Below are 22,299 nucleotides of genomic sequence, written 5' to 3' on the forward strand. Positions count from 1 at the left end.
GGTGTAATCCATTCTAAGTACAATCAACTAATCTCTGGCGGAGGAAGGACCAAGGCATAAGGGTTAAAAGATGCTGGAGGGCCTTTTTTATTCCAATAATTGCTCCCCGGGCCAAAGAGGAAAAAAACAAGCCATTGGGCATTTTCTTATCAGCCTTTGCAGGTGCAGATATATATGGCAGGCAGGTATAAAGACCGATTGAGAGCCAGGAATTAATATATAACAAAATTAATATATAAGGGTAGTCTGATATGTGGATGTTAGAACGGTAAAAATTAAAAAATCGTGTTAACTTGTTGCCCGTTATTACGTTCTAAGGAGGGTGAGGAAATTAACAGTTACTCGGGAAGTTGATCATATCTAAGTAAAATGAAAAAATATATACTAGCAGGCTTGTTCGGCCTTATTACTATTTCAGGATTTGGACAGCAGTTAAAAGTTACAGACGACAGGCTGGACAAGGCCGTATTAAGCGTAAATCTGGAGGGGTATGAAATGGCTTCTATCGAGATGAAGCAGGAGCTGAACTTAACACAGGAGCAGTACGCCCAAGTGGAGCAACTGAACAAAGAGCGCTATCAGCAGCTGATACAGGCGCAGATGGTTGAACGCCCGGAGGAAGTGCAGAAAATTTATTACAGGATCAAGACCTCTACCGACAATGCCCTGGCAGGAATTCTGTCAGAAGACCAGCTGCAGAATTACCTGGAGCTGGAAGGGCAGCAGCAAAAATCTTACATGACCGATATGGTAGAGTAAATACCTGTCGTGCCCTCTCTAACTAAAAGAACCCGCCCGGAGCGGGTTCTTTTAGTTAGAGAGGGGCCGGAGGTAGGTTATTTCGCTGACTCTGTTCAGGGCATTAAACCTTACCTCGGCTCTGTTAGCCTCCGACAGGTTGTTCTTCTGCTCGCACTGGCTGCCGCTTTCCAGGTAGTAGTAAAAAATGCGCTGGCCTCTGGCCATCAGCTGCTCACCGTCCGGCTTTCCTAGTATGTCAATAATTTCGGGCTCTTCTTTGCCATAGAGCTTGCGCCTTACCTGCTCAAAATCTACCTGCATGCCCTGCCTTACACTGGCACAGCCAGCCTTGTCAGATTTCCAGCTATCGCTGTCGAAACCCTCCATGCGGGCTGGCTCAGAGCAGGAAGCCAGTAGCAGGCTGCCTACTAGCGGTACCAAAAATCTTATGCTCATAGGTTGCTTTATAATTTCACAAAGTTGCGCCTTACGGGCTTGCTTTACAAGTTAATGTTGAAAAAATCCGGACCTGTAGTGGGTTTAACTGGCTTCATACCTTTTAGCCAGGGGGACTTCCGATAATTCGTGAAATCTAAACCCTGGTGTGCAGTATATCTGGTCCTTTAAGTGTGAGGCCGCCGGCAGCAGATGCAAAAAACGGGAAGATTTGTATAAATATCATAAGCTGACCTTTAAAATTACTGCCTGCCGAATTATTGTTGGCAGCCAGAAGAAACTCAGGACAGAACCAGGCTAGAGCTAGGTGAGTGTAGTTTGGTGGCACTGCCTGGCAGGAAAGGAGCTGTCAGAAAAGCTTCGCTCTATTTCAGCTGAAAACACAATAATGGAATAGGAGCCACTCGTTTAACAGGTGATCTCGCCTCCTGCAAAAAACCATAATTGATTTGTGTGGACTGGTGTAGGATTTGGCAAATCATTGTGTAGCTTTAGGTGTCGGAAATTGAACTTTTCAGCACGAAAGGGAACAATAACACTTGCCAAACCTGTTGTTTTTCTAAATGCGTAAATCACTTAGCATACTCCTATGATAAAAACAGCCTTAACTTCCTTAGCCTTATGCCTGTTTTCTGTTAATACACCTGTTGCCAGTAGTAATATGGCCAGCCTGATGCCAACCTTAGAGGTTAATGCTCCCCTGGCTTCGGCTTCGGCCGCCATAAGCTTTACAGAAAAACAAATGCTGTTTGATGATTATGTGCTGGGCGTGTACGAAGATGCAAAGCTTAAGAAAGCAGGCTTGTCGTTAGAGGTTTTTAAAAAGGCAATCATCGGCTACCAGAACTTTAAGCAGCACAACATGCTGGCCCCTGCCAAGTCTATTATCACGGTAATAGATTTCACCAAAACCAGCCGCGACAAGCGCCTCTGGATCATCGACCTGAAATCAAAGAAGGTGCTGTTCAACACGTTGGTGGCTCATGGCAGAAACTCCGGCGAGGACAAAGCCGTGGAGTTCTCTAATGAGTTCAACTCCTACAAAAGCAGCATGGGCTTCTATATTACTAACAAAACGTATTTCGGCAAGCATGGCCTGTCGCTGAGACTTACGGGCATGGACGAGAACTATAATTCCAACGCCATGGAGCGTGCCATTGTGATGCACGGCGCCGACTATGTAAGCGACTCTTTTATTAAGCAGTATGGCCGCCTGGGCCGCAGCCTTGGCTGCCCTGCCCTGCCAACTGCCGTTACCAAAGAAGTGGTAGAACTCATCAAAGACAATACCTGCCTGTATATTCATACAGCAGACAAAACCTATGCCTCCAACTATCTGGACCCAACAGTGGCCGTGGAGATGTATGCATTGGAGATGCCCGTACTGGAAATGCACGCCAGCAATTAAATTTATGGCCCGCACACAGGCCGGCAATATAGCAGAAACGCCCCTTCACGAAGCAGTGAAGGGGCGTTTGTGTTTTAGAACCTGTTGTACCTCCGGATTCAGATCAGAACGGGCCAATAAGTTTTTTTGAAAAAATAATCAAGTCTGATCTTTGGTGGTCTTAACAAGGCCAATGCCCGAGAAGAAGAAAATCAGTCCCACTAAAAAAGGAACCAGGGCGGTGTACCGGCCAATAAATCCTCCATCTCCTCCCATTACAAAGGCATAGGCCCCCCAAATGATGCCAATAATCCCCAGGATTGTGAGAATGGCACCGAATGCTCGTTTCATATTCATGATATATCACCTAATGTTTAGTACAAATTTTAAATATAGTTTTTTTACGGAATCCAGGTAAATAAGTCTGGTATCCTGGCCTCTGATTTTGAAGTTAGAAGTTTAGTGGCTGCAGGTTTTTTGCCATCGGGGCCTGTATGATTATTCCCAACATCCGGTTGCCCGCCAATCTGCACGCCCCGTTGCCGCAACTACAAGTGCCTGCTGCACGTTTCCTTATTGCCGGAGGCTCATATGCAGCAGCCTTCTCTCTAAAAATAGCAGGCGCCATGATCAGAAAGCTCATAAACAGACGGCTTGGCCGGGAAGACGAACCGGAGGCAGACAGGCTGGCGCTGCACCTGACGACGCAGGCCAGCTATGACCCGCGTGCCTCCTTGGAAGTAATGCGCATGCTGGAAAAGGTAAGCGGTTGGGAGCCGAAATATACACAGACACTCCCCGGCCCTGATAATAGAATTGCTGAGATCGAAAGGGCCATACAGCAGGAAAACGCGAGCGGCTTGACTGACAAAAAGAGGTAGCAGCAGCAGCGTCTCTGGAGGTCCTTTTTGATTGGAATAATTTAATTTAATATGCTGATGGGTTAATGTGCTGATTATTCAAATTGGAAATTTGAAGATGAGAGGATTTGGAAATGAAGGACCTGCGCAGGCTATCAGAAAAATCACGGTCCCTGTACACGCAGGCAAATGGGCGCATCGGTAGACAGGGGGGCAGGTGTCTGTTTATCATATATTCCGATTTACCGGGAGCATAGGAGACTTTGCCACTTTGGCCAAAATCCCCTTAATCCAGGTCTTACTAACAAATTATTTGAATGAATTTGCCCCTCCAGAGGCTTTGCTGCCGCTGCCTTTATAGGATCTTTTTCATGCCAGATGCAGCCTGTAGCCTGATGTAAATCTGCCCGATGGATGTAGTGCAAGCTGGCAACTCGCCTGCCTTTTACCGGCTTGCCGGAAACTATCCGGTTCATAAAAAACTTTTTGATGACCGAGGCCTTCTTGCAGTGCTATAACTCGTAAAAAGCTATGCTATCTGTTGATTTAAGGATCGATTAAACAAATTTGTAAAGGGCCGTAAGGCTTGAAAAAATGGACAAAGCGAAAGAAGAACGTTTCTATATATTTGTGATTAACCCGATTGCCGGCGATATTGAAAAAGAAGACCTGGAGGAGGATATAGCCTCGATATGCCATGAGCATCTCATCACCTACCAGATCATAAAAACTACGGGGCAGGACGATCAGCAGCAGATACGGGAGCAGCTGGAGAAAAGGAAGCCAGATGCCATTTTTGCCGTGGGAGGAGATGGCACTGTGAACCTGGTGGCTTCCCTGATTATCGGCAAGCAGATCCCGATGGGCATCATTCCGCTGGGCTCCGGCAATGGATTGTCCAAAGACCTCCACATTCCGCAAGACACAGAAGCGGCCCTGCAGCTCATTCATACCCACCAGGCAGTAGCCATCGATACGCTGGACCTTAACGGCTACCCATCCATACACCTAAGCGACCTTGGCTTTAACGCATTGGTTGTAAAACGATTTTGCGAAGGCGAAACCCGTGGCCCGGGCTCCTACGCCTGGATTGCACTGCAGGAGTACATGTCGTACGAGCCAAAGCAGTACCGCATCGAAACAGATGTGGAGAACTTTGAGGGGCCCGCCTTTATGGTGACCATTGCCAACGCCAACGCTTTTGGCAGCAACGCCAGCATTAACCCTACCGGTATTCTGAACGATGGCCGCTTTGAGATTTGCCTGATAGAGCCGTTCCCCAAGGCAGCAGGAATCGGCATCCTGTACAAACTCTATACCGACAGCATCGACAGTTCCGTGTTTACCCGCCGCATTAGCTGTAGGCAGGCCACCATCTATAATCTGCACGGAGAAGTGGTGCACGTAGATGGCGAGCCGGTGGAGCTGGGGGAGAAGATACAGGTGAGCATGCACAAGGAAAGCCTGCTGGTGCTACTGCCGCTGCCGGAGGCAGAATAAGCTACTCCACCAGTTGCTGCGGTGCCGGCTGCAGGATGCTTTGCAGCTCCTTCCGGAACACGACAGGGTTGTTTTCCTGCGCTTCTCCATTCGTCACAACACGTACCTCCATCCATACTTCGCCGCTTCTGTAGTAATTTAAAACTACCAGGCCAAGCTCCTCCAGCGAAAATGTGGCTTTGCCTCCTTTTTTCACAAAGGCAGTTTTGCTGCCCGAGCCGCTTACAATATAATGGTTTTGCCTTACCTCGAAATGCTGCAGGTTATGGTCGTGGCCCGCTGCGTAAATTATGTTGCTGTACCGATGGAAGATGCGGAGCAGCCGCCTGCGCAGGCGCTTGTACCTGCCATGCGACATGTCTTCGTAGGCACCAAACATTTTGCGGTAAAAAGGGTAGAGCGATCCGAAGATAGGCAACGGGATGTAGAAACGTCTGTGGGCAGCGGTAAGCGGAAAGATATGTTGCTTTAGCGTGAATTTGCCGCCATGTAGTGCATTGCTGTAAAGTGGGTGATGGGCTGCTATCAGTATGCGCTGGTGGCGGTTCTCCCGCAGTATCTTTTTCAGCTGCTGAAAGAACTCCTCTATGTTTTCCAGGCCGCAGCCATGTTTGGCCCCGATTGGTTTTTCGCCCCGTTGTACCCACCATTGCGTGTTAATGATCAGGAGCAGGAGCCCCTCAGCCAGTTGCATGGTAACAGGGCCCGGACAGCCCTGCCGCGGCAGGTAAGCAGCCTCATCCTGCAGGTAGTTTACAACATAGTTCTCCTGTCGCAGCATCTGGTTGTAGCCGCCTTTGCGCCCTTTGTTCCAGTCGTGGTTGCCACTCAGGAAAATACTTTTGCCCCGAAAATCCTTGAACGTTTCCAGCAGCGTGTTCAGCCGCAGCAGGGAGGTAGTGTGCAGCACGCTTCCTTCGGGTGGCAGCCCTACCGGGTACACTATATCCCCGAGCAGCAGGGCAGTTCCCCGCTGCCCTGCCTCCTGCTTCCATTGCTCCACCAGGTGCAGCACAGGGTCCGACCCATCAGTGGCCACTGCCCCCGGATCGCCTAGCAGGGCAACAGAGTGCAGCAGTTCGTCGGGAGGGGGGAGTGTGGACTTGCGCCAGCCTATATCTGCCAGTTTATAATAAGGCTTGCGGCGGTATTTACGTTCCTGCCAGTAGCTGAACCCCAGGTAAACAAGCGCAATAGTAGGGATGATGATTAAAAAATAGGTTAGCATAGCTGTTCTGTCTCCTGGCAGGGCCTAAAATGCTGGTGGTGTCAGGTGTTTAAAATGGCCGTTCATTTTTACCTTTTCCTTAAGCCGCTCTGTTTCGTGCACAACAGGCACAATGGCCCTTAAATGCTGCAGAATCATTTCCTGCCGGTCTGTTTCGCTCTGGCATTGCAACAGCAGGTACTCCTGTTCCAGCGAAAGACCCAGGTGGTGAGCCACGTCAAAAGACTTGAAATCCTGGGGCAGCGACATGAGCAGGCTGTTCAGGTGCAGAGCCTCGTACAACTGCCGGAGCAGCTTCTCTATCTCCACCCTGAAGAGCACGTCCCCGGCCAGGTCCGTCTCCAGTTGCTCCACTTCTCCGCCCGGGTACAGCCTGCCGGGTGCCTGTTTATCGAGCCGGATTACTCTGAAAACTCCTACTGCCTGGGTCTTAATATCCATCTCTCCGTTGTCGTACTTCTTTTCTATGCGCAGCACTTTCAGTTCTGTGCCATATTCGCCGATGCCATTCTGGAGAAAAGACGGAATTCCAAAGGTAGATTTATTGGCCACACTCTCCTGGATGAGTTGTTTGTAGCGGGGCTCAAAAATATGCAGGTTCAGCTTCTCCCCCGGAAACACAACAATGCCTAAGGGGAAGAGCGGGAGGTACTTGGTCATTTTGTTCTCTTTTAAAGATGAATGAGTAGCAGGTATAAGGGCGGCAGTCAGGAAAAACGGCCGTCAGCAACCGGATCTTCCGGGAAGCCTTTCCTGGGCCGGCTGTTAGCTACACGCTGCTCCTTTTACCGTTATTCCTTTTTTGAAACAGGCAAAGGCCTGCGTTGTTTGTTGATTACGGGTTAAAGCGGCTTGTGTTTGGTTCTGCTTTTTTGATGGAGCATAGATGCCTTAAAATACAGCAAAAACTTTACCTTTGCGACCTCTGTTGCAAGCAAAATACATGAAGAAGAAGCGTTCTGGCAGTAAAAAAGGATTCACTTTAAAAGAGTTGAAATGGCTGGTGCCAAAGCTGGTGCTGAGCCTGTTTCTGCTCAGTGTGGTATGGGTGCTGCTCTACCGCTGGGTGGCTCCCCCCGTTACGCTGCACATGGTGCAGCGACGGGCAGAGGCGGGGGCAGCCGCTAAGGAGAACCCGCAGATCAGCTACCGCTTTGTAAGCCTGGAGGAAATGTCGCCACAGTTGCCGCTGGCGGTGGTGGCCTCAGAAGACCAGCGGTTCCTGATGCACGCCGGCTTCGACTACGAAGCCATTCAGGCCGCCTTTAAACGGAACCAGAGCGGCGGGAATATACGGGGCGGGAGCACCATTAGTCAGCAGGTGGCCAAAAACGTGTTTTTGTGGCACGGCAGGAGCTACCTGCGCAAAGGCGTAGAAGCCTATTTCACGGTGCTGATTGAGGCGCTGTGGGGGAAGAAGCGGATTATGGAAGTGTACCTTAACATTGCAGAGATGGGAGATGGCGTTTTTGGGGTAGAGGCTGCCTCTCAGAAATATTTTAAGCGCCCGGCAAAAGAGCTTACGCGCCAACAGGCTGCACTGCTCGCAGCGGTGCTTCCCAACCCGATCCGCTACTCAGCCCAGCGGCCTTCCGGCTTTGTGCTGAAGCGGCGCAGCCGGATTGCACGGGCCATGGGGCGCCTGGGAGGCATCAACTATGTAAAAGCTATACTGCCAGATGAGGAACAGAAATAGAAATTTCTGTCTGCTGATCTGGTTCAGGAAAGGAATGGAGCAGGTCGCTTAAAGGCTTGCTGTGTCCTATTAATTGCCTTCCCTGTCGTAGGCATGCACGCTTACATCGCGGGTGGTTCGGTCCTTGGTTTCTGTGCCCGGCACAATCTTATTGCCACGTTTTGTGTCGAACACGGCAGTCGTTTTTTTCCAGCCCCTTACACTGGATCTGTCCACAATATTGTCTTCTCCCAGCCCACCAACTATTTCAAGCGGAATGGCTTTGTCTACATAGCCTTCCACTACAAACTCATCGTTCCCGGCAAGACCGTGCAGCCGGATTAGCCGGGTTTCTTTCGGCTGAAAGATCCGCTCATAAAGCAGCTGCTCCTGCAAGGTCTCCGACATGCGACGATAAACACGGACGTGTGTTTTGCCTTCCGGCAGGCGGTTTACAATAAACTGCTCTGCTTCATCAGTGCCTGGAATAGTTACTTCCTTTGCCAGCAGGCTATACATTTTTTCAGCAGCTTCAGGCAGGTGGTCCCGCCTTTTTTTTAAGTTAGCTGTTACCTCGGGGCCTATGGTTTTCCGGATAGGGGATGGCAGTTGGCGTACAGCCTCCGCTATTACCTCATCTGAGATCGCCTGCTGCATCTGTCTGGCAATAGCGAGCCATTCTTCTTTTGGCAGCTCATGTAGCAGCCGCTCATCCACAAACTGAGCATTTATCAGGAGGGCCTTTACGTCGCCGTACTTGCCGCTGAAGGTGTAAAATTTACGGACCATAATTTTGCTGGTGGCCAGAAAGGGAATAACACCGTCCTTCATTTTAAGCAGGACCTGGTCACGGTCTTTCGGGATGGGGTTAAATATAGTTTTATTCCCATGTTGGGTAACGGCCCAGTCCCATTGCCCTTTGTGCCGGTCCCAGTCGCCTAGCAGCAGGTCCAGCAGCCGGGCTTTGGCAAACGCGCGCTGGTCGAAATGATACAGGTTGGAAGTGTAACGGAGCCTTAAGGCTTCGTCTGAGTCCAGAAAGCCCTTTACGCCACGGGTGTTCTCAGGAATATCGGCGGCGGTCTTGAATTTTTCTTCCAGCATAAAAAGCCTCCCCTGTACCTGCTCGGAAAATTCGCCAAAGGTGGTATCGTTCTGGCTAACATAGAACAGCCTGGGGTTGGAGTGAAGTATACCTGCTGCTCTGGCCAGCGGAGGCACCAGCAGCATACCAAACGGGTTAGCGGCCGATGTCTGGTCCCTTACAATATTGGCCACAAAGGTAGACTGCCAGAAGGGAGAGAGCACATGCACCGGGTCTTTATCGATAGAGCGGAAAGCATAGGCACGCCCGGCGCTATCCTGCATGTGGAAGCTGGTGGTCTGGAAGCCACCGCCTTCTTTGATAATACGCAAGCCAGCTGCTACCTCCTGTCTGTTAAACACAGGCACTTTTACGGGCATGGTCCAGAGGTGGCGGTTATGGTTACCCCAGAAAAAACGGTGCAGGGCGTTGCGGTCGTAATGCCGGCCAGCTATCACCCATACACTGTCTTTTTCAGGATTTATAGTATTAGCGTTCTCTGCTGCTGTTGCCAGCGCATCTTTCTGAAAATAATCATTGTCTGCACAGCCCTGTAAGAATTGGGCACACAAGAGTATACTGGCTGCACGCAAAAAAATCATCTGTAAGGGGAGGGGTTAAATTTTACAATACGCAGAAGCGGCGAAAGGTTTTTGCCACCCCTCGTTAAAATTCAACTTTAGCCTATGCAGCAGCCAGAAACACAGAATTTAACTCCTATTTTCGTTATAAAACCGGATAAGCCCGTCTGTGGAGCTGTCGTGCTGCCCTGTGGATTTGCCCGTAAGCTCATCTTCTATGGCACCCGCCAGCTGCTTGCCCAGTTCCACGCCCCACTGGTCGAAGCTGTACACATTCCAGAGCACGCCCTGCACAAATACCTTCTGCTCATACATGGCTATCAGGCTGCCGAGGGTGTAGGGGGTAAGCTTTTTGAACATGATGGAGGTAGTGGGCTTGTTGCCCTCAAACACCTTGTGGGGTACCAGCGCCTCTACTTCTTCCGGGGTTTTGTCGCCTTTCTTCTGCAGCTCTTCCCTGGCTTCGGCGGCTGTCTTCCCTCTCATCAAGGCTTCGGTCTGGGCAAAAAAGTTGGAGAGCAGCATCACATGGTGGTTTCCCACCTGGTTCAGGCTTTGGGCCGGTGCAATAAAGTCGGATGGGATGAGCACGGTGCCCTGGTGTATCAGCTGGAAAAAAGAGTGCTGGCTGTTAGTGCCGGCTGCTCCCCAGATAACCGGCTGCGTATCGTAGTCTACAAAGTTGCCCTCGCGGTCGGCGCTCTTGCCGTTGCTTTCCATCAGGCCTTGCTGCAGGTACTCTGGCAGCAGGCGCAGGTACTGGTCATACGGCAGCACCGCATGCGACTGGGCCCCGAAGAAGTTGGTGTACCACAGCCCCAGGAGGCCCATTAGCACCGGTATGTTCTGGCGGAGCGGCGCAGTGCGGAAGTGCTTGTCCATGGACTCAGCCCCGCGCAGCAACTCTTCGAACTTGTCGTAGCCCAGTGCGCAGGCAATAGAGAGGCCAATAGCTGACCAGAGCGAGAAGCGGCCGCCCACCCAATCCCAGAAACGGAAGGTGTTTTCCGGGGCGATACCAAACTCCTCCACCGCCTTTGTGTTGGTAGAGAGGGCTACGAAATGTTTTTTGATATGCTCTTTGTCGGAGGCATGTTTCAGGAACCAGTCGCGGGCGGTGTGGGCGTTGGCTATGGTTTCTTTGGTCGTAAAGGTTTTGGAGGCAATAATAAAAAGAGTCTGCTCCGGGTCCAGTTTTTTCAGCACCTCCGCCGCATCCGTGCCGTCTACGTTCGATACAAAATCGATCGACATGCCGGGCTGCTGGTAAAATTTAAGCGCCTCGCACACCATTTTAGGTCCCAGATCGGAACCGCCAATGCCAATATTCACGATGTGGTTGATGGGCTTGCCGCTGTAGCCCAGCCACTGGCCGCTGTGCAGCTTTTCGCAAAACGCCTTCATTTGCCGCTGCACATCCCGCACCTCTGCCAGAATGTTCTCGCCGTCCAGGAGCAGCTCCTTATCCGTAAAGTTTCGCAGGGCTGTGTGCAGCACCGCTCTGCCTTCTGTGGCATTAATCGTGTCGCCCCTGAACATGCTTTCGATGGCATCCTGCATGCCCATTTCCTCTGCCAGTTCTGTGAGCAGGTCGAGGGTTTCTTCGGTTATGCGGTTTTTAGAGAGATCGTACAAGGTATCCTCAACCGTAAAAGAGAGTTTGTCGAATCGCTGCGGGTCCTGCTCAAACAGCTCGCGGAGGTGTCTGGATTTAATGGCGTCAAAATGCGACTGGAGCTTTTGCCAGGCCCTGGTAGTGGTAGGATTGCTATTTTTCATCATACAGATTTGGTATTTGGAGTATGTTTTTACAAAGTGAAGGTTCAGAAACAAAGCGAAGACGATAACATAAATAAACTAAACGAATTGAAAACGCTACGGTTATATAGTATATTTAAAATATGAGGTCCTAAGGGGCATCATTTCAGCATTAGCTGCGTAACAGGAGTGCTGCAGATGGTTGCTAAAGTATAAAAAGGTGCTAATTAATCATAGTGCAGCTGCTCATGTTTATATTTACCTGAGTAGAGAAACACGAAGAACCTTTTCCTGGAACAAGTTCTGGTTAGCAGGAGGTGGAGTGGCCATGAGTGCCGGCAGACGGATCAAGACCTAGCGGCAGGTGGTGCCGCAGCAAAACAAGCCCGGCGCTTATTTTCACGCTTTTGCAAAACCCGACCTGAAAGTTAATGCCTTTTGATAAGGACTTTTTAAGATAAATACCTTAATATAGCTTTTGCAGCGTATAGGATGAAGTAAAAGGCTAAACAGGTACTAGCTCCTGCTGTCTGAGAGACCGCTGTAGTTTTAGGAGCAGTATCTATTAGGAGTGAGCAGGTACTAGGTTGTTGCCACAGCCTGGGAGCAGCAGTAAAACTTCCGGAGGGGCCTTTTTATTTAAATAATTTGGGGAAGATTAGGCTGGCATGCTCTATAAATTTCCTGATCAGACCAGACGATTAAACTTAACTATAATTAAGACTAGCATATGAGCAACCTGAATACTCTTGTTAAAGAGAAAAACATTAAAGCCCTTATTCTGGACATGGACGGTGTGATAACCAAAACGGCCGTAGTACATGCCGAGGCCTGGAAGAAAATGACAGATAACTTTCTGAAAAAGCGGGGCGCACAAGACAATAAAGTGTACAAACCCTTTGATGTGGAAGAAGATTACCGCATGCATGTAGATGGCATGCCGCGCTATGATGGTGTGCGTAATTTCCTGGCATCGCGGGGCATTACCATACCGGAAGGAAACCAGAACGATGACGACGGCAAAGAAACCATTGTAGGACTTGGAAACCTGAAGAACCTTTACTTCCAGGAGCTGCTGAAGCAGAATGGCGTGGTGGTTTTCGACGATACGATAGCCTGGGTAAAGGCCCTGAAGGAAAAAGGGTATAAGACGGCCGTTATCTCCTCCAGCAAAAACTGCTTCGACATCATCCGCAGAGCCGGGCTCGAACGCCTCTTCGAAGTACGGGTCGATGGACTTGTATCGGCAGAGCTCAAACTGAAAGGAAAGCCGGAGCCAGACATCTTTCTGGAAGCGGCCAGAAGGCTGGGGGTAAAACCCGAAGAAGCCGCCATTTTTGAAGATGCCTGGGCTGGTGTGGCCGCCGGTAAAGCCGGTAACTTTGCGCTGGTGGTAGGCGTGGACCGTGGCAATAACAAGCAGCTGCTGGAAGAAAACGGGGCAGACATCGTGATCAATAAATTTCCAAAGCCTGAATAAGCTCCCAACCTATGAAAGCATCAGAAGAGAAAAATATACGCAGAAGGGAAGCCTCCGAGCTTCCAGCTGCCTTTGCAAAAATGGATGAGCTCCGTTCGAAACTGAAAGGGAAAAAGCCTGCCGTGTTTCTGGACTACGACGGCTGCCTGAGCCCCATTGTTAAAGACCCGGACAAAGCCATCCTGACCGACGAAATGCGGGCGGTGCTGCAGCAGCTGGCGGGTAAATGCCAGGTGGCGGTGGTAAGCGGGCGCGACCGGCAAAACGTAAAGAACCTGGTGCAGCTGGACTCGCTGTATTATGCCGGTTCCCATGGTTTTGATATTACCGGCCCCAACGGCATGCAGGCCGAGCCAGGCGATGCACACCAGGCGCTCATCGCGCTGGATAAGGCAGAAGAAGAGCTGAAAGAGCGCCTCATAGACGTTGAGGGCTCCCTGGTAGAACGAAAACGCTATGCCATTGCTGTGCACTACCGCAACGTGGAGGAGCCGCTGGTAGACATTGTGAAGAAAGCCGTTGACGATATCGTGAATGCGCATGAGGGACTGAAAAAGGGCTTCGGCAAAAAAGTGCTGGAGCTTAAACCGAACATAGACTGGCATAAGGGGAAAGCCGTGTTGTGGCTGATGAATGAGCTGGGGCTAGACCTGGAAAGTACCGTGCCGATTTACATAGGTGATGATATAACCGACGAAGACGCTTTTGCCTCTCTGCAGGGCATTGGTATCAGTGTGCTGGTTGGCGAGCACGACGATAAAACCGCAGCAGAATATAAACTGGAGGACGTAGAGGAAGTAAAGCGATTCCTTTCGGAGCTTTCTAACCTATAAACAACAGGCATGGCTGAATGGAAGATCATATACGACTCCTGGAAACCCGGGGAGCAACCTCTTCGTGAAGCACTATGCACCCTCGGGAACGGGTATTTTGCCACCCGTGGCGCTGCCGAAGAGAGCAATGCCGACCTCAATATAACCTACCCCGGCACTTACCTGGCCGGAGGCTTTAACCGGCTGGTGTCAAAAGTGTCCGGAAAGGACATAGAGAACGAGGACCTGGTAAACTGGCCCAACTGGCTGCCACTCACGTTCCGGCACAAAGGAGAGGAGCAATGGTTTAACCTGGAGCATGTGGAGCTAATCCACTTCAGGCAGGAACTGGATATGCGCCGTGGGCTGCTCATCCGGCAACTGCACTTCCGCGATGCCATCAGCCGCGAAACTCATATTACCTGCAGGCGCTTTGTAAGCATGGCCAACCCCCATGTGGCTGCCCTGGAGTGGGAGTTTATGGCTCAGAACTGGTCTGGCGAAATTGAAGTTAAATCGGCGCTGGACGGGCACGTGACCAATAGTGGGGTAGCCCGGTACCGGGCTCTGGCGAGCCAGCATCTGGAGCCACTGGCAACAGGGCAGCACGACGAGGAAACCATCTTTCTGCACACACAGACAACCCAATCACGGATACGTATGGCACAGGCTGCTCGTACCCGTGTTTTCATAGAGCCTCCTTCCTCTGATTTTCAAAGAGAAACCAACACCGCCGACAATGCATATGCCGAGCAGCTGCTGCGGCTAACCTGCCAGCAGCAGCACCCGCTCCGGATAGAGAAAGTGGTGATGCTGTATACTTCCCGAGATTTTGCAGTGTCAGAAGAACTGCTGGATGCCTGCACCAACATAGGTCGACTGGGCAGCTTTGCGCAGCTGCTGCAGGAGCATTGCCAAACCTGGCAGCACATGTGGGCGCGGTGCGATCTGGAACTGGCCAGCAACCATAATGCCCAGCGTATTCTGCGGCTGCATATCTTCCACCTGCTACAGACGGTATCTGGCAACACCGTAGGCCTGGATGTAGGCGTGCCTGCGCGTGGCTTGCACGGAGAGGCCTACCGGGGCCATATTTTCTGGGACGAGCTCTTTATATTTCCCTTCCTAAACCTGCGGCTGCCCGAGCTTACGCGCGAGTTGCTGATGTACCGTTACCGGCGTTTGCCGGAGGCCCGGTACGCGGCCCATCAGGCGGGATACCGGGGCGCCATGTTTCCGTGGCAGAGTGGCAGCAATGGCCGTGAAGAGAGCCAGGTTATCCATCTGAACCCGGAGTCAGGCAACTGGCTGCCGGACAACACATTTCTGCAGCGGCATATCAGCGCGGCAGTGGCCTACAACGTGTGGCAATACTACCAGACCACTACTGACCTGGAGTTTCTTAGTTTTTACGGGGCAGAAATGATTTTAGACATCGCTCAGTTCTGGTCTTCTATCGCCACCTTTAACACCGGGCTGGACCGTTACGAAATTTTGCACGTGGTGGGGCCTGATGAGTACCACACCGAATACCCTGATCTGGATGAGCCTGGGCTGCGCAACAATGCCTATACCAACGTAATGGCCGCCTGGGTAATAAGATGCGCGCTGGGCATTGCGAAAGTGCTGGATAATAAACGGCTGGATGAGCTGTATGAGAAGCTGCACATCTCGGAAGATGACCGGCAGCGCTGGCTGGACATCACCCATACAATGCATGTGCCCTTTATTGGCAGCAGCCGGATAATTGCCCAGTTTGAGGGCTACGATGCCCTGAAGGAGTTTGACTGGCCAACCTACCAGAAAAAGCACGGCGAGTCAATGCGCCTGGACCGGATACTGGAGGGCGAAGGCGATAATGTGAACCGGTACAAGGCCAGTAAGCAGGCCGATGTGATAATGCTGTTTTATCTCTTCTCGGCTGAGGAACTGCTCGGACTTTTTAATAGCCTTGGCTATACACTTACCGAGAAAGATATCGCAGATAATATCGACTATTATGAGCACCGCACCTCTCACGGCTCCACCCTCAGTAAAATTGTGCACTCATGGGTGCTAGCCCGGTCTGACCGCAAACGCTCCTGGTCCAATTTTCTGGAAGCCCTGATGAGCGATGTGAAGGATGTGCAGGGGGGCACCACGCAGGAAGGAATTCACCTGGGGGCCATGGCCGGCACAGTAGACCTGCTGCAGCGGGGTTACATCGGCCTCGATATCCGTGACGATGTGCTATGGCTAAACCCGGCGCTGCCGGCAGAGTTAAGCTATCTTAAGCTGCAGCTTCTCTACCGCAGCCATTGGCTGACGCTGCGGCTGACGCACCAGAAACTCATGATCAATGTGGAGAAGGGCTTTGCAAGGGAGGTGCAGATAGGTGTAAATGGAAAGGTCTACACCATGGTTACCGGCGACAAGCACGAATTCGAAATCGGATAAAAATGCGTGCGCCTGCAAATCCGTTTCGTAGCAGGAGTAAAAAACTGTTGCAGGGTTACGCCTGCTTTTATGGATTCACAGCCAGTATTTTGTCGGGTGCCTTGATTGGATAGCCTTCACATTTGAGGAACAGGAAGACCTTCGGGTGATTCATATTTTTATTTTAAAAGAGTTTGGCAGGATAGGTTAACGCATCCTTAAACCCATTTTACATGCAAAAAATAGTAACCATAACATTGAACCCTGCGCTGGATAAAAGCACTGTTGCTGACCGCGTAGTACAGGAAAAGAAAATACGCTGTGGTGTGCCCACCTATGAGCCCGGAGGAGGCGGTATAAATGTCTCCAGAGCTATCAAGAAACTGGGAGGCGAGTCTTGCGCCTGGTTTTTGTCGGGGGGGCCAGCTGGCGAGCGCCTGGAAGAGCTCCTCCACGAAGAGGGGGTAAACTTCTGGGCTGCCAAGGCCAGGAACTGGACCCGTGAGAACCTGATGGTGTATGAGAAGGCCACGGGAGAGCAGTATCGTTTCGGGATGCCGGGGCCGGAGGTGAGCGAACCGGAGTGGCGGCAGTTCATCGACAGGCTGGAGCAGTTGGAGGAACTGCCGGAGTTTGTGGTGGCCAGCGGTAGTCTGCCACCTGGCGTACCTGACGATTTTTATTACCAGCTTGCCTTGGTAGCGCACAAACGCGGCTTTAAACTAATTGTTGATACCTCAGGCAAGGCCCTTATGAAAGCCGCAGGCGAGGGGCTGTACCTGATCAAACCGAACCTGGGAGAGCTTGCTGAACTGGCGGGTAGGGAGCAGATTACGGCCATGGAGCAGGAGGATATTGCTAAAAAAGTACTGGCCGATGGCAAATGCGAAGTGCTGGTGGTGTCGCTGGGGCCAAGAGGTGCCATGCTGGCAACCAAAGAAGGCATACATTATGTGGCATCGCCTACGGTAAAGCAACTCAGCGCCGTAGGGGCCGGCGACAGTATGGTGGGCGGCATGGTGTTAAGTTTGCTGAAAGGGTGTAGCATGCTCGATGTGGTGCGCTACGGAGTGGCTGCCGGCACGGCCTGCACCATGACCCCAGGCTCAGAACTATGCCGCAAAGAAGACACGGAGCAGATCTTTAAATGGCTTCAGGATCATAGCTGAGACACCATGGAGAGCGCTATGATCAGATAGCAGCAGGAAAACCTCCGGAGGGGCTTTTTGATTAGGATAATTCGCTGGCAGGTTATTTATAGTCGATTTGAAGATGAGGTAGCCAGGTGCATCGATTCAGAAAAAATGCCAGTAGCCCCTGCCTTAGGCTCTCGCCCACAAGAGCCTTGACAGGAGGACAGAATGGGAGAGGCATGATGAACATATGGAAGTGACTAAACGCGATTTGGTATAATTACGCTATCAACAAAAAAGGTGAAGCTATTTGCTTCACCTTTTTTGTTGATAGCGTGTAGGTTATTTACACATTTCTATTATTGGCATTCAGATCTGTAAACGCTTCTTTCAGGCGCGTAATAAAGGTTTTTTCGCCTTCACGCAGCCATACGCGCGGGTCGTAGAATTTCTTGTTCGGAACGTCTTCGCCCTCGGGGTTGCCAATCTGTCTTTGCAGGTAGTCTTTTTTAGAAGTCATGTAATTTCTGATGCCCTCTGTAAATGCCCACTGCATGTCGGTATCGATGTTCATTTTAATGGCGCCATACTCAATCGCCTCCGTGATCTGGCGTTTTTCAGAACCGGAGCCGCCATGAAATACAAAATGTACTGGGTTCTCGCCTGTTCCGAATTTCTTCTGAATAAAGTCCTGAGAGTTTTTCAGGATGTCGGGGCGCAGTTCTACGTTGCCCGGCTTATACACCCCATGCACATTTCCGAAGGCGGCGGCTATCGTGAAGCGGCTGCTGATCTTGTTGAGCTCCTCGTAGGCATACGCTACTTCTTCCGGTTGTGTATAAAGCCTGGCGCTGTCAACGCCCGTATTGTCCACGCCATCTTCTTCGCCACCTGTTACGCCCAGCTCAATCTCTACGGTCATGCCAAGTTTATCCATGCGCCGGAGGTAGCTGGCGCAGGTCTCGATGTTTTCATGGATCTCTTCTTCCGAAAGGTCCAGCATGTGGGAGCTGAACAGCGGCTTGCCATGCTGCTCAAAATACTTTTCGCCAGCATCCAGCAGCCCATCAATCCAGGGAAGCAGTTTTTTTGCGGCGTGGTCGGTGTGCAGAATAACAGGCACGCCGTAAGCCTCGGCCATGATGTGCACGTGATGCGCGCCAGCAATAGCGCCGGCAATGGCAGATTTCTGGGCATCGTTGGCCAGGCCTTTGCCTGCATAAAACTGGGCGCCGCTATGTGAAAACTGAATGATTACGGGAGAGTTGACGGCTTTCGCTGTTTCCAGCACCGCATTCACTGAATTGGTGCCGATCACGTTTACAGCCGGCAGAGCAAAGTTGTTTTCGTTAGCGTACTTGAAGAGTTCTGTTACTTCATCGCCAAACAGTACACCTGGTCGGAATTTAGTAGTGGTTTCGCTCACTGTCGTTATTTTAGGAGTTATAGATTTAGGTTCAATACTAGCTTGAAGATAGTAATAAATAAAATATCTTCTTAAAATATTTTAGATTGTTTTTCCTGTATTTTTTACATTTTATAAACTGAAGAATGGGTGCTTAATGGTTTAAGCAATAAATTCAGGATTTTGTGCTGATAATACGGTCGGCATGGGCACTGGTTGAGATGAGTTGGGTGAAGTGCCGGCAGGCAGTGGGGGGACTGGACTTGCGAGGGGGTGCCGCTCAGAAACAGCTGCAACTCCAGCGGGCAATTTTAAGAAAGAAGCCCCAGCCAAACTGCCAACCATGGGCATAAAAATAGGAGCCTGCAAATAGCTGGTTGCTACAGCCTGCCTGGAATAGACAAAAGCAACAAAACCAAATGAGAAATTAGGCAGGCCGTAGCACAGGAATTTCCACGAGTATATTATCCGGAACGAACGGGCTTACCGGCACATCTCGGATTACATGCGCACCAACCCAGCTAAGTGGACTTAGGATGTTTTCGACCAGAAAGAATAGATCATCAGTCAAATACGATTACCTTGTCTTTGTGTTTGCTCCGGATATGGCCGCGGATAATCTGCTGAATGTCTTTATTGTCTTTGTAGCGGGTTACGGCTCCTTTAAAGTCTTCGAGGTTCTGGGCAGAGAAGGTCTCGTCTACGAACCCGAATCCGAGGTACATGCCATTGTCCACTACCACCACCGTTTTCTCATTGTCGTGGCGGCCTTTGCCAACGATCACGAAGCTGTTGTGCTCATAGGTAAACGACTCGATGGCCTCGTCTACACGCGCGTTATAAGATTCGGGACTCTCCTGACCTATGCAGGCGCCCTGGCACTGGTGCACCTGGAAATCGAAGCAGGCGCCGTTGGTCTTGTACAGGTCGCAGAGCTTTTGGCACAGGTTAAATTTGGCAACTTTATGAAACAGGAAACCTTTGGCCTTAAACGGGTTTGAGAGCGCGATAATGGGTGTCAGGTTCACATTTTCGGCCTTGTTTACGCTGCCAAAGGTCAGGCGTTTGTACCCGTTGCTATCCTCGTACATAAAGATGCCGGTGTTGAAGACGCTCCGTCGCTGCTGCCGGTTGTAGAAAGGCTTCATGCGCTTGATCTCTGCCGACTCAAAGAGCAGCGCCACCAGCTCGTTGCCCATCAGCTCAAAACTAATGTCGGCTATGCTGTTTTTAAAGTCCAGTGACTTCCGGCTCTTGTAGTCGATGTTAAAGTGTTGCACGATCCGTTTCCGGATGTTAATGCTCTTGCCTACGTAAATGACCTCTCCCTGCTCGTTGTGGAAATAGTAAACGCCTGGTGCCGTAGGAAGGGCATCTACCTGCTCTTTTTTAATGTTGGGCGGCAGCAGCGATGTTTTGATTTCTTTGGCCAACTCCTGCGATGGCTCCGCCGCATGCAGGGCGCCGTCTACTACCGGGCGGTTAATTTTCAGCAACTTGTCGAACAATTTGGCGGTGGCTTCGGCATCGCCGATGGCCCGGTGGCGCTGCTGCAACTCTATGTCCACGCTTTTGCAGAGCTTGCCCAGGCTGTAAGAAGGAAGACCCGGAATTAAGGAGCGGCTCAGGCGAACGGTGCAAAGCGTTTTGCGCTGAAAGGTGTAGCCCAGGTCGGCAAATTCTTTTTTCAGGAAGGAGTAATCGAAACGGACGTTGTGGGCCACAAAAATCTTCCCCTCCGTGAACTGTACAATCTCTTTGGCGACTTCATAAAACTTGGGCGCCTCCTGTACCATTTCATCCGTGATGCCGGTCAGGTTGGTTATAAAGTAAGGGATTGGCCGCTGCGGGTTAATCAGTGTGGTGTATTTGTCCACTATCTGCTGACCATCATGGATAAAGATGGCAATCTCTGTGATCTTATCCTGAAAGGGCTGGCCCCCTGTGGTTTCGATATCTACTATGGCGTACAAGGCGGTTCTCTTTTAAACGTGTGGCAGCAACCTGCGGTACGGCTGCTATCCTGTAAACCAAAACTATTAGTAATACGTTTCAAAAAGAAGTGCCGCGCTCTTATTTGCAAATTAAATTAGCAATTTAACCGGCCAGCCCTATTTCCTAACCGGAGAGCTGCCAGGTAATTCGGTTTTGAAAAACAAATTATTCTAATGATTATGCCCCTCCAGAGGCTTAGCTGCTCCTGCTGAAAAGGACACAAGATTCTTCTAAAGTTATGAGTTAAATAGTGTTCTGCTGGTGATTTCCAAATCTTCCAATCAACCATTTAACATTGTAGCCATTCAACAATCAACAGCCAACTACGAGCAACGCAATTATTCCAATCAAAAAGCCCCTCCAGAGGTTCTGCCGCTCCTGCTGCACCTCACCTAGCAACTCATGATTCTTAACTAAATTAGGGGTTTCTTTTTCCTCTGCCTTCGCCGTTCCACCTTTCGCTGAACCAGTTGCCGACCCTGCTTTTTTTCCGGGGCTTGTTTTCGTCTATATCTGCTAGCAGAAATCCGAATGGCGACAGCGGGGGGTAGGCATCGAAGAGCACCTTAAGCGTGGCGATAACCGGAATAGAAAGAATCATGCCTGCTGCTCCCCAGATCTCCCCTCCGATAAGCAAGGCCACAATGGCAGCAAACGGGTTAATGCTGACTTTGGAGCCGACAACAAGCGGTGTAATAAAATTGCCTTCCAGAAACTGCACAAAGACAAACACCGCCACCACCAGTACCGCATCGATGAGGTGGCCTGTGGTGGCCAGCGTGAAGAGGGCAGGCAGCAAGGCGCCAATCAGAATGCCTATGTAAGGAATAACGGTCAGGATGGAGGCGAAGATGCCGAAGAAAATGGCATACTTCACATCGAGCAGCAACAGGCCCGCCGAGTTGAGCAGGGCCACAATCATAATCACGATCATCAGCCCGGAAATGTAGCTCTGGATAACATGCTGAATGTTGGTGATGGTGTTGTTGAGGTTGCTGCGGCTGTCTTTGGCCACAAACTTAAACATGAACTGCTCTAGGTGGTCGCGGTAATAGAGGAGGCAGAAAACAAAGATCGGTACAATGGTAAAAGCGGCCAGGGCACCTGTTGTTGTAGAAATGGTGCTGCCCAGAAAGGCGGTGGAGAACTCGCGCAGGTTTCCGATGGCCTCTTTGATAAAGTCGCTCTTGTTGGCCGGGGCAATGTCGAAGTTTCGGTACAGGTAGTCCTGCACCCGCATGAGCAGCTTGTCGAAGTTCTGGCCAATGGTATCTAGTTCCGAGGTAAGACTCACCACCTGCATCGACAGGAACCAGATAACCAGCCCCAGAATGATGATGACCAGAATGATGCTAACCAGGATAGCCAACGGCCTTGGCACCTTCAGCTTTTCCATGTCGCGTGTCATGGGCAGCAGCAGCAGCGCAAACAGCAGGGCAAAAGCCATGGGCATCAGTACAGATTTGAACATCTGCAGCAACCAGATCAGCAGGATGATGCCCAGCATAACGAGGATATACTTAAAGTACCTCGGTAGTTTTATTTCCATTGACGTTATTTTCTATTACCTTCATTCCTGTATAAGCAGGAAATTTTTCTTAAAATTACTAAATTGCCCACTTCCCAGTATTATAAGATAGCGATATTGTTGTGCTAAACAGATTAGTTTTTCCTCTCTTTAAAATGCTGTACTCATGAACTACAGCAGCTATTTTGCTGTTATGATGATGTGCCTTTTCAATTCAAGCCTGAAATGAGTATTTTTAAACTAAATAAATTAGTAAATTAA

At 50.5% G+C, this 22,299-nt stretch carries 18 protein-coding genes; 9 read left to right on the top strand and 9 right to left on the bottom strand.

Features of this window, described 5'->3' with window-relative positions; all coding sequences use genetic code 11:
• Positions 1-369 precede the first annotated feature (369 nt).
• A complete protein-coding gene (locus tag FJM74_RS09290) occupies positions 370-759 on the top strand; it encodes a hypothetical protein (protein ID WP_187262322.1) in 390 nt (129 codons plus the stop codon).
• 51 nt (positions 760-810) lie between these two features.
• On the opposite strand, the gene FJM74_RS09295 is transcribed toward FJM74_RS09290, so the two are convergent.
• Complete coding sequence (locus FJM74_RS09295) at positions 811-1,197, bottom strand: hypothetical protein (protein WP_187262323.1); 387 nt, start codon at positions 1,195-1,197, stop codon at positions 811-813.
• Between the two features lie 673 nt (positions 1,198-1,870).
• On the opposite strand from FJM74_RS09295, the gene FJM74_RS09300 reads away from it, so the two are divergent.
• Entirely contained in the window at positions 1,871-2,605 is a 735-nt protein-coding gene (locus FJM74_RS09300) for a murein L,D-transpeptidase catalytic domain family protein (RefSeq protein WP_241739033.1), read from the top strand.
• A gap of 138 nt (positions 2,606-2,743) precedes the next feature.
• On the opposite strand, the gene FJM74_RS09305 is transcribed toward FJM74_RS09300, so the two are convergent.
• Positions 2,744-2,941 carry a hypothetical protein gene (locus FJM74_RS09305; RefSeq protein ID WP_187262325.1) on the bottom strand — a complete coding sequence of 66 codons (198 nt, stop codon included), beginning with the start codon at positions 2,939-2,941 and terminating at the stop codon, positions 2,744-2,746.
• Between the two features lie 137 nt (positions 2,942-3,078).
• On the opposite strand from FJM74_RS09305, the gene FJM74_RS09310 reads away from it, so the two are divergent.
• Together FJM74_RS09310 and FJM74_RS09315 are read left to right on the top strand one after the other, a co-directional pair.
• Positions 3,079-3,465 carry a M48 family metalloprotease gene (locus FJM74_RS09310; RefSeq protein ID WP_187262326.1) on the top strand — a complete coding sequence of 129 codons (387 nt, stop codon included), beginning with the start codon at positions 3,079-3,081 and terminating at the stop codon, positions 3,463-3,465.
• Between the two features lie 573 nt (positions 3,466-4,038).
• Positions 4,039-4,944 (top strand): diacylglycerol/lipid kinase family protein, encoded by a 906-nt coding sequence (locus FJM74_RS09315; protein WP_187262327.1) that lies wholly within the window; start codon positions 4,039-4,041, stop codon positions 4,942-4,944.
• Between the two features lies 1 nt (position 4,945).
• Here FJM74_RS09315 and FJM74_RS09320 read toward each other — a convergent pair whose 3' ends face one another.
• Positions 4,946-6,172 (bottom strand): metallophosphoesterase, encoded by a 1,227-nt coding sequence (locus tag FJM74_RS09320; protein ID WP_187262328.1) that lies wholly within the window; start codon positions 6,170-6,172, stop codon positions 4,946-4,948.
• A 24-nt stretch (positions 6,173-6,196) separates the two neighbouring features.
• Positions 6,197-6,832, bottom strand: a complete 636-nt coding sequence (locus tag FJM74_RS09325) for an LON peptidase substrate-binding domain-containing protein (RefSeq protein WP_187262329.1) — start codon at positions 6,830-6,832, stop codon at positions 6,197-6,199.
• Between the two features lie 283 nt (positions 6,833-7,115).
• Between FJM74_RS09325 and mtgA the strand changes: the two genes are divergently transcribed.
• The gene (gene mtgA, locus FJM74_RS09330) at positions 7,116-7,868 is read left to right on the top strand and encodes a monofunctional biosynthetic peptidoglycan transglycosylase (protein ID WP_187262330.1); all 753 of its coding nucleotides are present in this window, start codon (positions 7,116-7,118) and stop codon (positions 7,866-7,868) included.
• Between the two features lie 69 nt (positions 7,869-7,937).
• Here mtgA and FJM74_RS09335 read toward each other — a convergent pair whose 3' ends face one another.
• A complete protein-coding gene (locus FJM74_RS09335; RefSeq protein WP_187262331.1) occupies positions 7,938-9,533 on the bottom strand; it encodes a hypothetical protein in 1,596 nt (531 codons plus the stop codon).
• 108 nt (positions 9,534-9,641) lie between these two features.
• On the bottom strand, positions 9,642-11,294 hold the full coding sequence (gene pgi, locus FJM74_RS09340; RefSeq protein WP_187262332.1) for a glucose-6-phosphate isomerase: 1,653 nt from the start codon (positions 11,292-11,294) through the stop codon (positions 9,642-9,644).
• A gap of 706 nt (positions 11,295-12,000) precedes the next feature.
• Between pgi and FJM74_RS09345 the strand changes: the two genes are divergently transcribed.
• The 4 genes from FJM74_RS09345 (at position 12,001) to FJM74_RS09360 (ending at position 17,146) form a co-directional block, all read left to right on the top strand.
• A complete protein-coding gene (locus FJM74_RS09345) occupies positions 12,001-12,750 on the top strand; it encodes a beta-phosphoglucomutase family hydrolase (protein WP_187262333.1) in 750 nt (249 codons plus the stop codon).
• A gap of 11 nt (positions 12,751-12,761) precedes the next feature.
• Positions 12,762-13,583 (top strand): trehalose-phosphatase, encoded by an 822-nt coding sequence (gene otsB, locus FJM74_RS09350; protein WP_187262334.1) that lies wholly within the window; start codon positions 12,762-12,764, stop codon positions 13,581-13,583.
• Between the two features lie 9 nt (positions 13,584-13,592).
• Positions 13,593-15,998 (top strand): glycoside hydrolase family 65 protein, encoded by a 2,406-nt coding sequence (locus FJM74_RS09355; protein WP_187262335.1) that lies wholly within the window; start codon positions 13,593-13,595, stop codon positions 15,996-15,998.
• 212 nt (positions 15,999-16,210) lie between these two features.
• Positions 16,211-17,146, top strand: a complete 936-nt coding sequence (locus tag FJM74_RS09360; RefSeq protein ID WP_187262336.1) for a 1-phosphofructokinase family hexose kinase — start codon at positions 16,211-16,213, stop codon at positions 17,144-17,146.
• Positions 17,147-17,456: 310 nt separating this feature from the next.
• Here FJM74_RS09360 and fbaA read toward each other — a convergent pair whose 3' ends face one another.
• From fbaA to FJM74_RS09375, 3 genes are all read right to left on the bottom strand, one after another.
• Complete coding sequence (fbaA, locus tag FJM74_RS09365; protein ID WP_187262337.1) at positions 17,457-18,536, bottom strand: class II fructose-bisphosphate aldolase; 1,080 nt, start codon at positions 18,534-18,536, stop codon at positions 17,457-17,459.
• A gap of 542 nt (positions 18,537-19,078) precedes the next feature.
• Positions 19,079-20,488 carry an exonuclease domain-containing protein gene (locus FJM74_RS09370; RefSeq protein ID WP_187262338.1) on the bottom strand — a complete coding sequence of 470 codons (1,410 nt, stop codon included), beginning with the start codon at positions 20,486-20,488 and terminating at the stop codon, positions 19,079-19,081.
• Positions 20,489-20,928: 440 nt separating this feature from the next.
• Positions 20,929-22,059, bottom strand: coding sequence for an AI-2E family transporter (locus tag FJM74_RS09375; RefSeq protein WP_187262339.1), 1,131 nt, complete (start codon positions 22,057-22,059; stop codon positions 20,929-20,931).
• Between the last annotated feature and the right edge of the window lie 240 nt (positions 22,060-22,299).

Source organism: Pontibacter beigongshangensis (assembly GCF_014332515.1).
Taxonomy (GTDB): Bacteria; Bacteroidota; Bacteroidia; order Cytophagales; family Hymenobacteraceae; genus Pontibacter; species Pontibacter beigongshangensis.

What these genes read in the sequence shown, in the direction of transcription:
- mtgA (WP_187262330.1), top strand. Translation starts at nt 7,116, where the DNA reads ATGAAGAAGAAGCGTTCTGGCAGTAAAAAAGGATTCACTTTAAAAGAG.
- FJM74_RS09360 (WP_187262336.1), top strand. Translation starts at nt 16,211, where the DNA reads ATGCAAAAAATAGTAACCATAACATTGAACCCTGCGCTGGATAAAAGC.
- FJM74_RS09310 (WP_187262326.1), top strand. Translation starts at nt 3,079, where the DNA reads ATGATTATTCCCAACATCCGGTTGCCCGCCAATCTGCACGCCCCGTTG.
- FJM74_RS09315 (WP_187262327.1), top strand. Translation starts at nt 4,039, where the DNA reads ATGGACAAAGCGAAAGAAGAACGTTTCTATATATTTGTGATTAACCCG.
- FJM74_RS09345 (WP_187262333.1), top strand. Translation starts at nt 12,001, where the DNA reads ATGAGCAACCTGAATACTCTTGTTAAAGAGAAAAACATTAAAGCCCTT.
- FJM74_RS09300 (WP_241739033.1), top strand. Translation starts at nt 1,871, where the DNA reads ATGCCAACCTTAGAGGTTAATGCTCCCCTGGCTTCGGCTTCGGCCGCC.
- FJM74_RS09305 (WP_187262325.1), bottom strand. Translation starts at nt 2,941, where the DNA reads ATGAATATGAAACGAGCATTCGGTGCCATTCTCACAATCCTGGGGATT.
- FJM74_RS09295 (WP_187262323.1), bottom strand. Translation starts at nt 1,197, where the DNA reads ATGAGCATAAGATTTTTGGTACCGCTAGTAGGCAGCCTGCTACTGGCT.
- pgi (WP_187262332.1), bottom strand. Translation starts at nt 11,294, where the DNA reads ATGATGAAAAATAGCAATCCTACCACTACCAGGGCCTGGCAAAAGCTC.
- FJM74_RS09320 (WP_187262328.1), bottom strand. Translation starts at nt 6,172, where the DNA reads ATGCTAACCTATTTTTTAATCATCATCCCTACTATTGCGCTTGTTTAC.
- FJM74_RS09325 (WP_187262329.1), bottom strand. Translation starts at nt 6,832, where the DNA reads ATGACCAAGTACCTCCCGCTCTTCCCCTTAGGCATTGTTGTGTTTCCG.
- FJM74_RS09375 (WP_187262339.1), bottom strand. Translation starts at nt 22,059, where the DNA reads ATGGAAATAAAACTACCGAGGTACTTTAAGTATATCCTCGTTATGCTG.
- FJM74_RS09355 (WP_187262335.1), top strand. Translation starts at nt 13,593, where the DNA reads ATGGCTGAATGGAAGATCATATACGACTCCTGGAAACCCGGGGAGCAA.
- otsB (WP_187262334.1), top strand. Translation starts at nt 12,762, where the DNA reads ATGAAAGCATCAGAAGAGAAAAATATACGCAGAAGGGAAGCCTCCGAG.
- FJM74_RS09335 (WP_187262331.1), bottom strand. Translation starts at nt 9,533, where the DNA reads ATGATTTTTTTGCGTGCAGCCAGTATACTCTTGTGTGCCCAATTCTTA.
- FJM74_RS09290 (WP_187262322.1), top strand. Translation starts at nt 370, where the DNA reads ATGAAAAAATATATACTAGCAGGCTTGTTCGGCCTTATTACTATTTCA.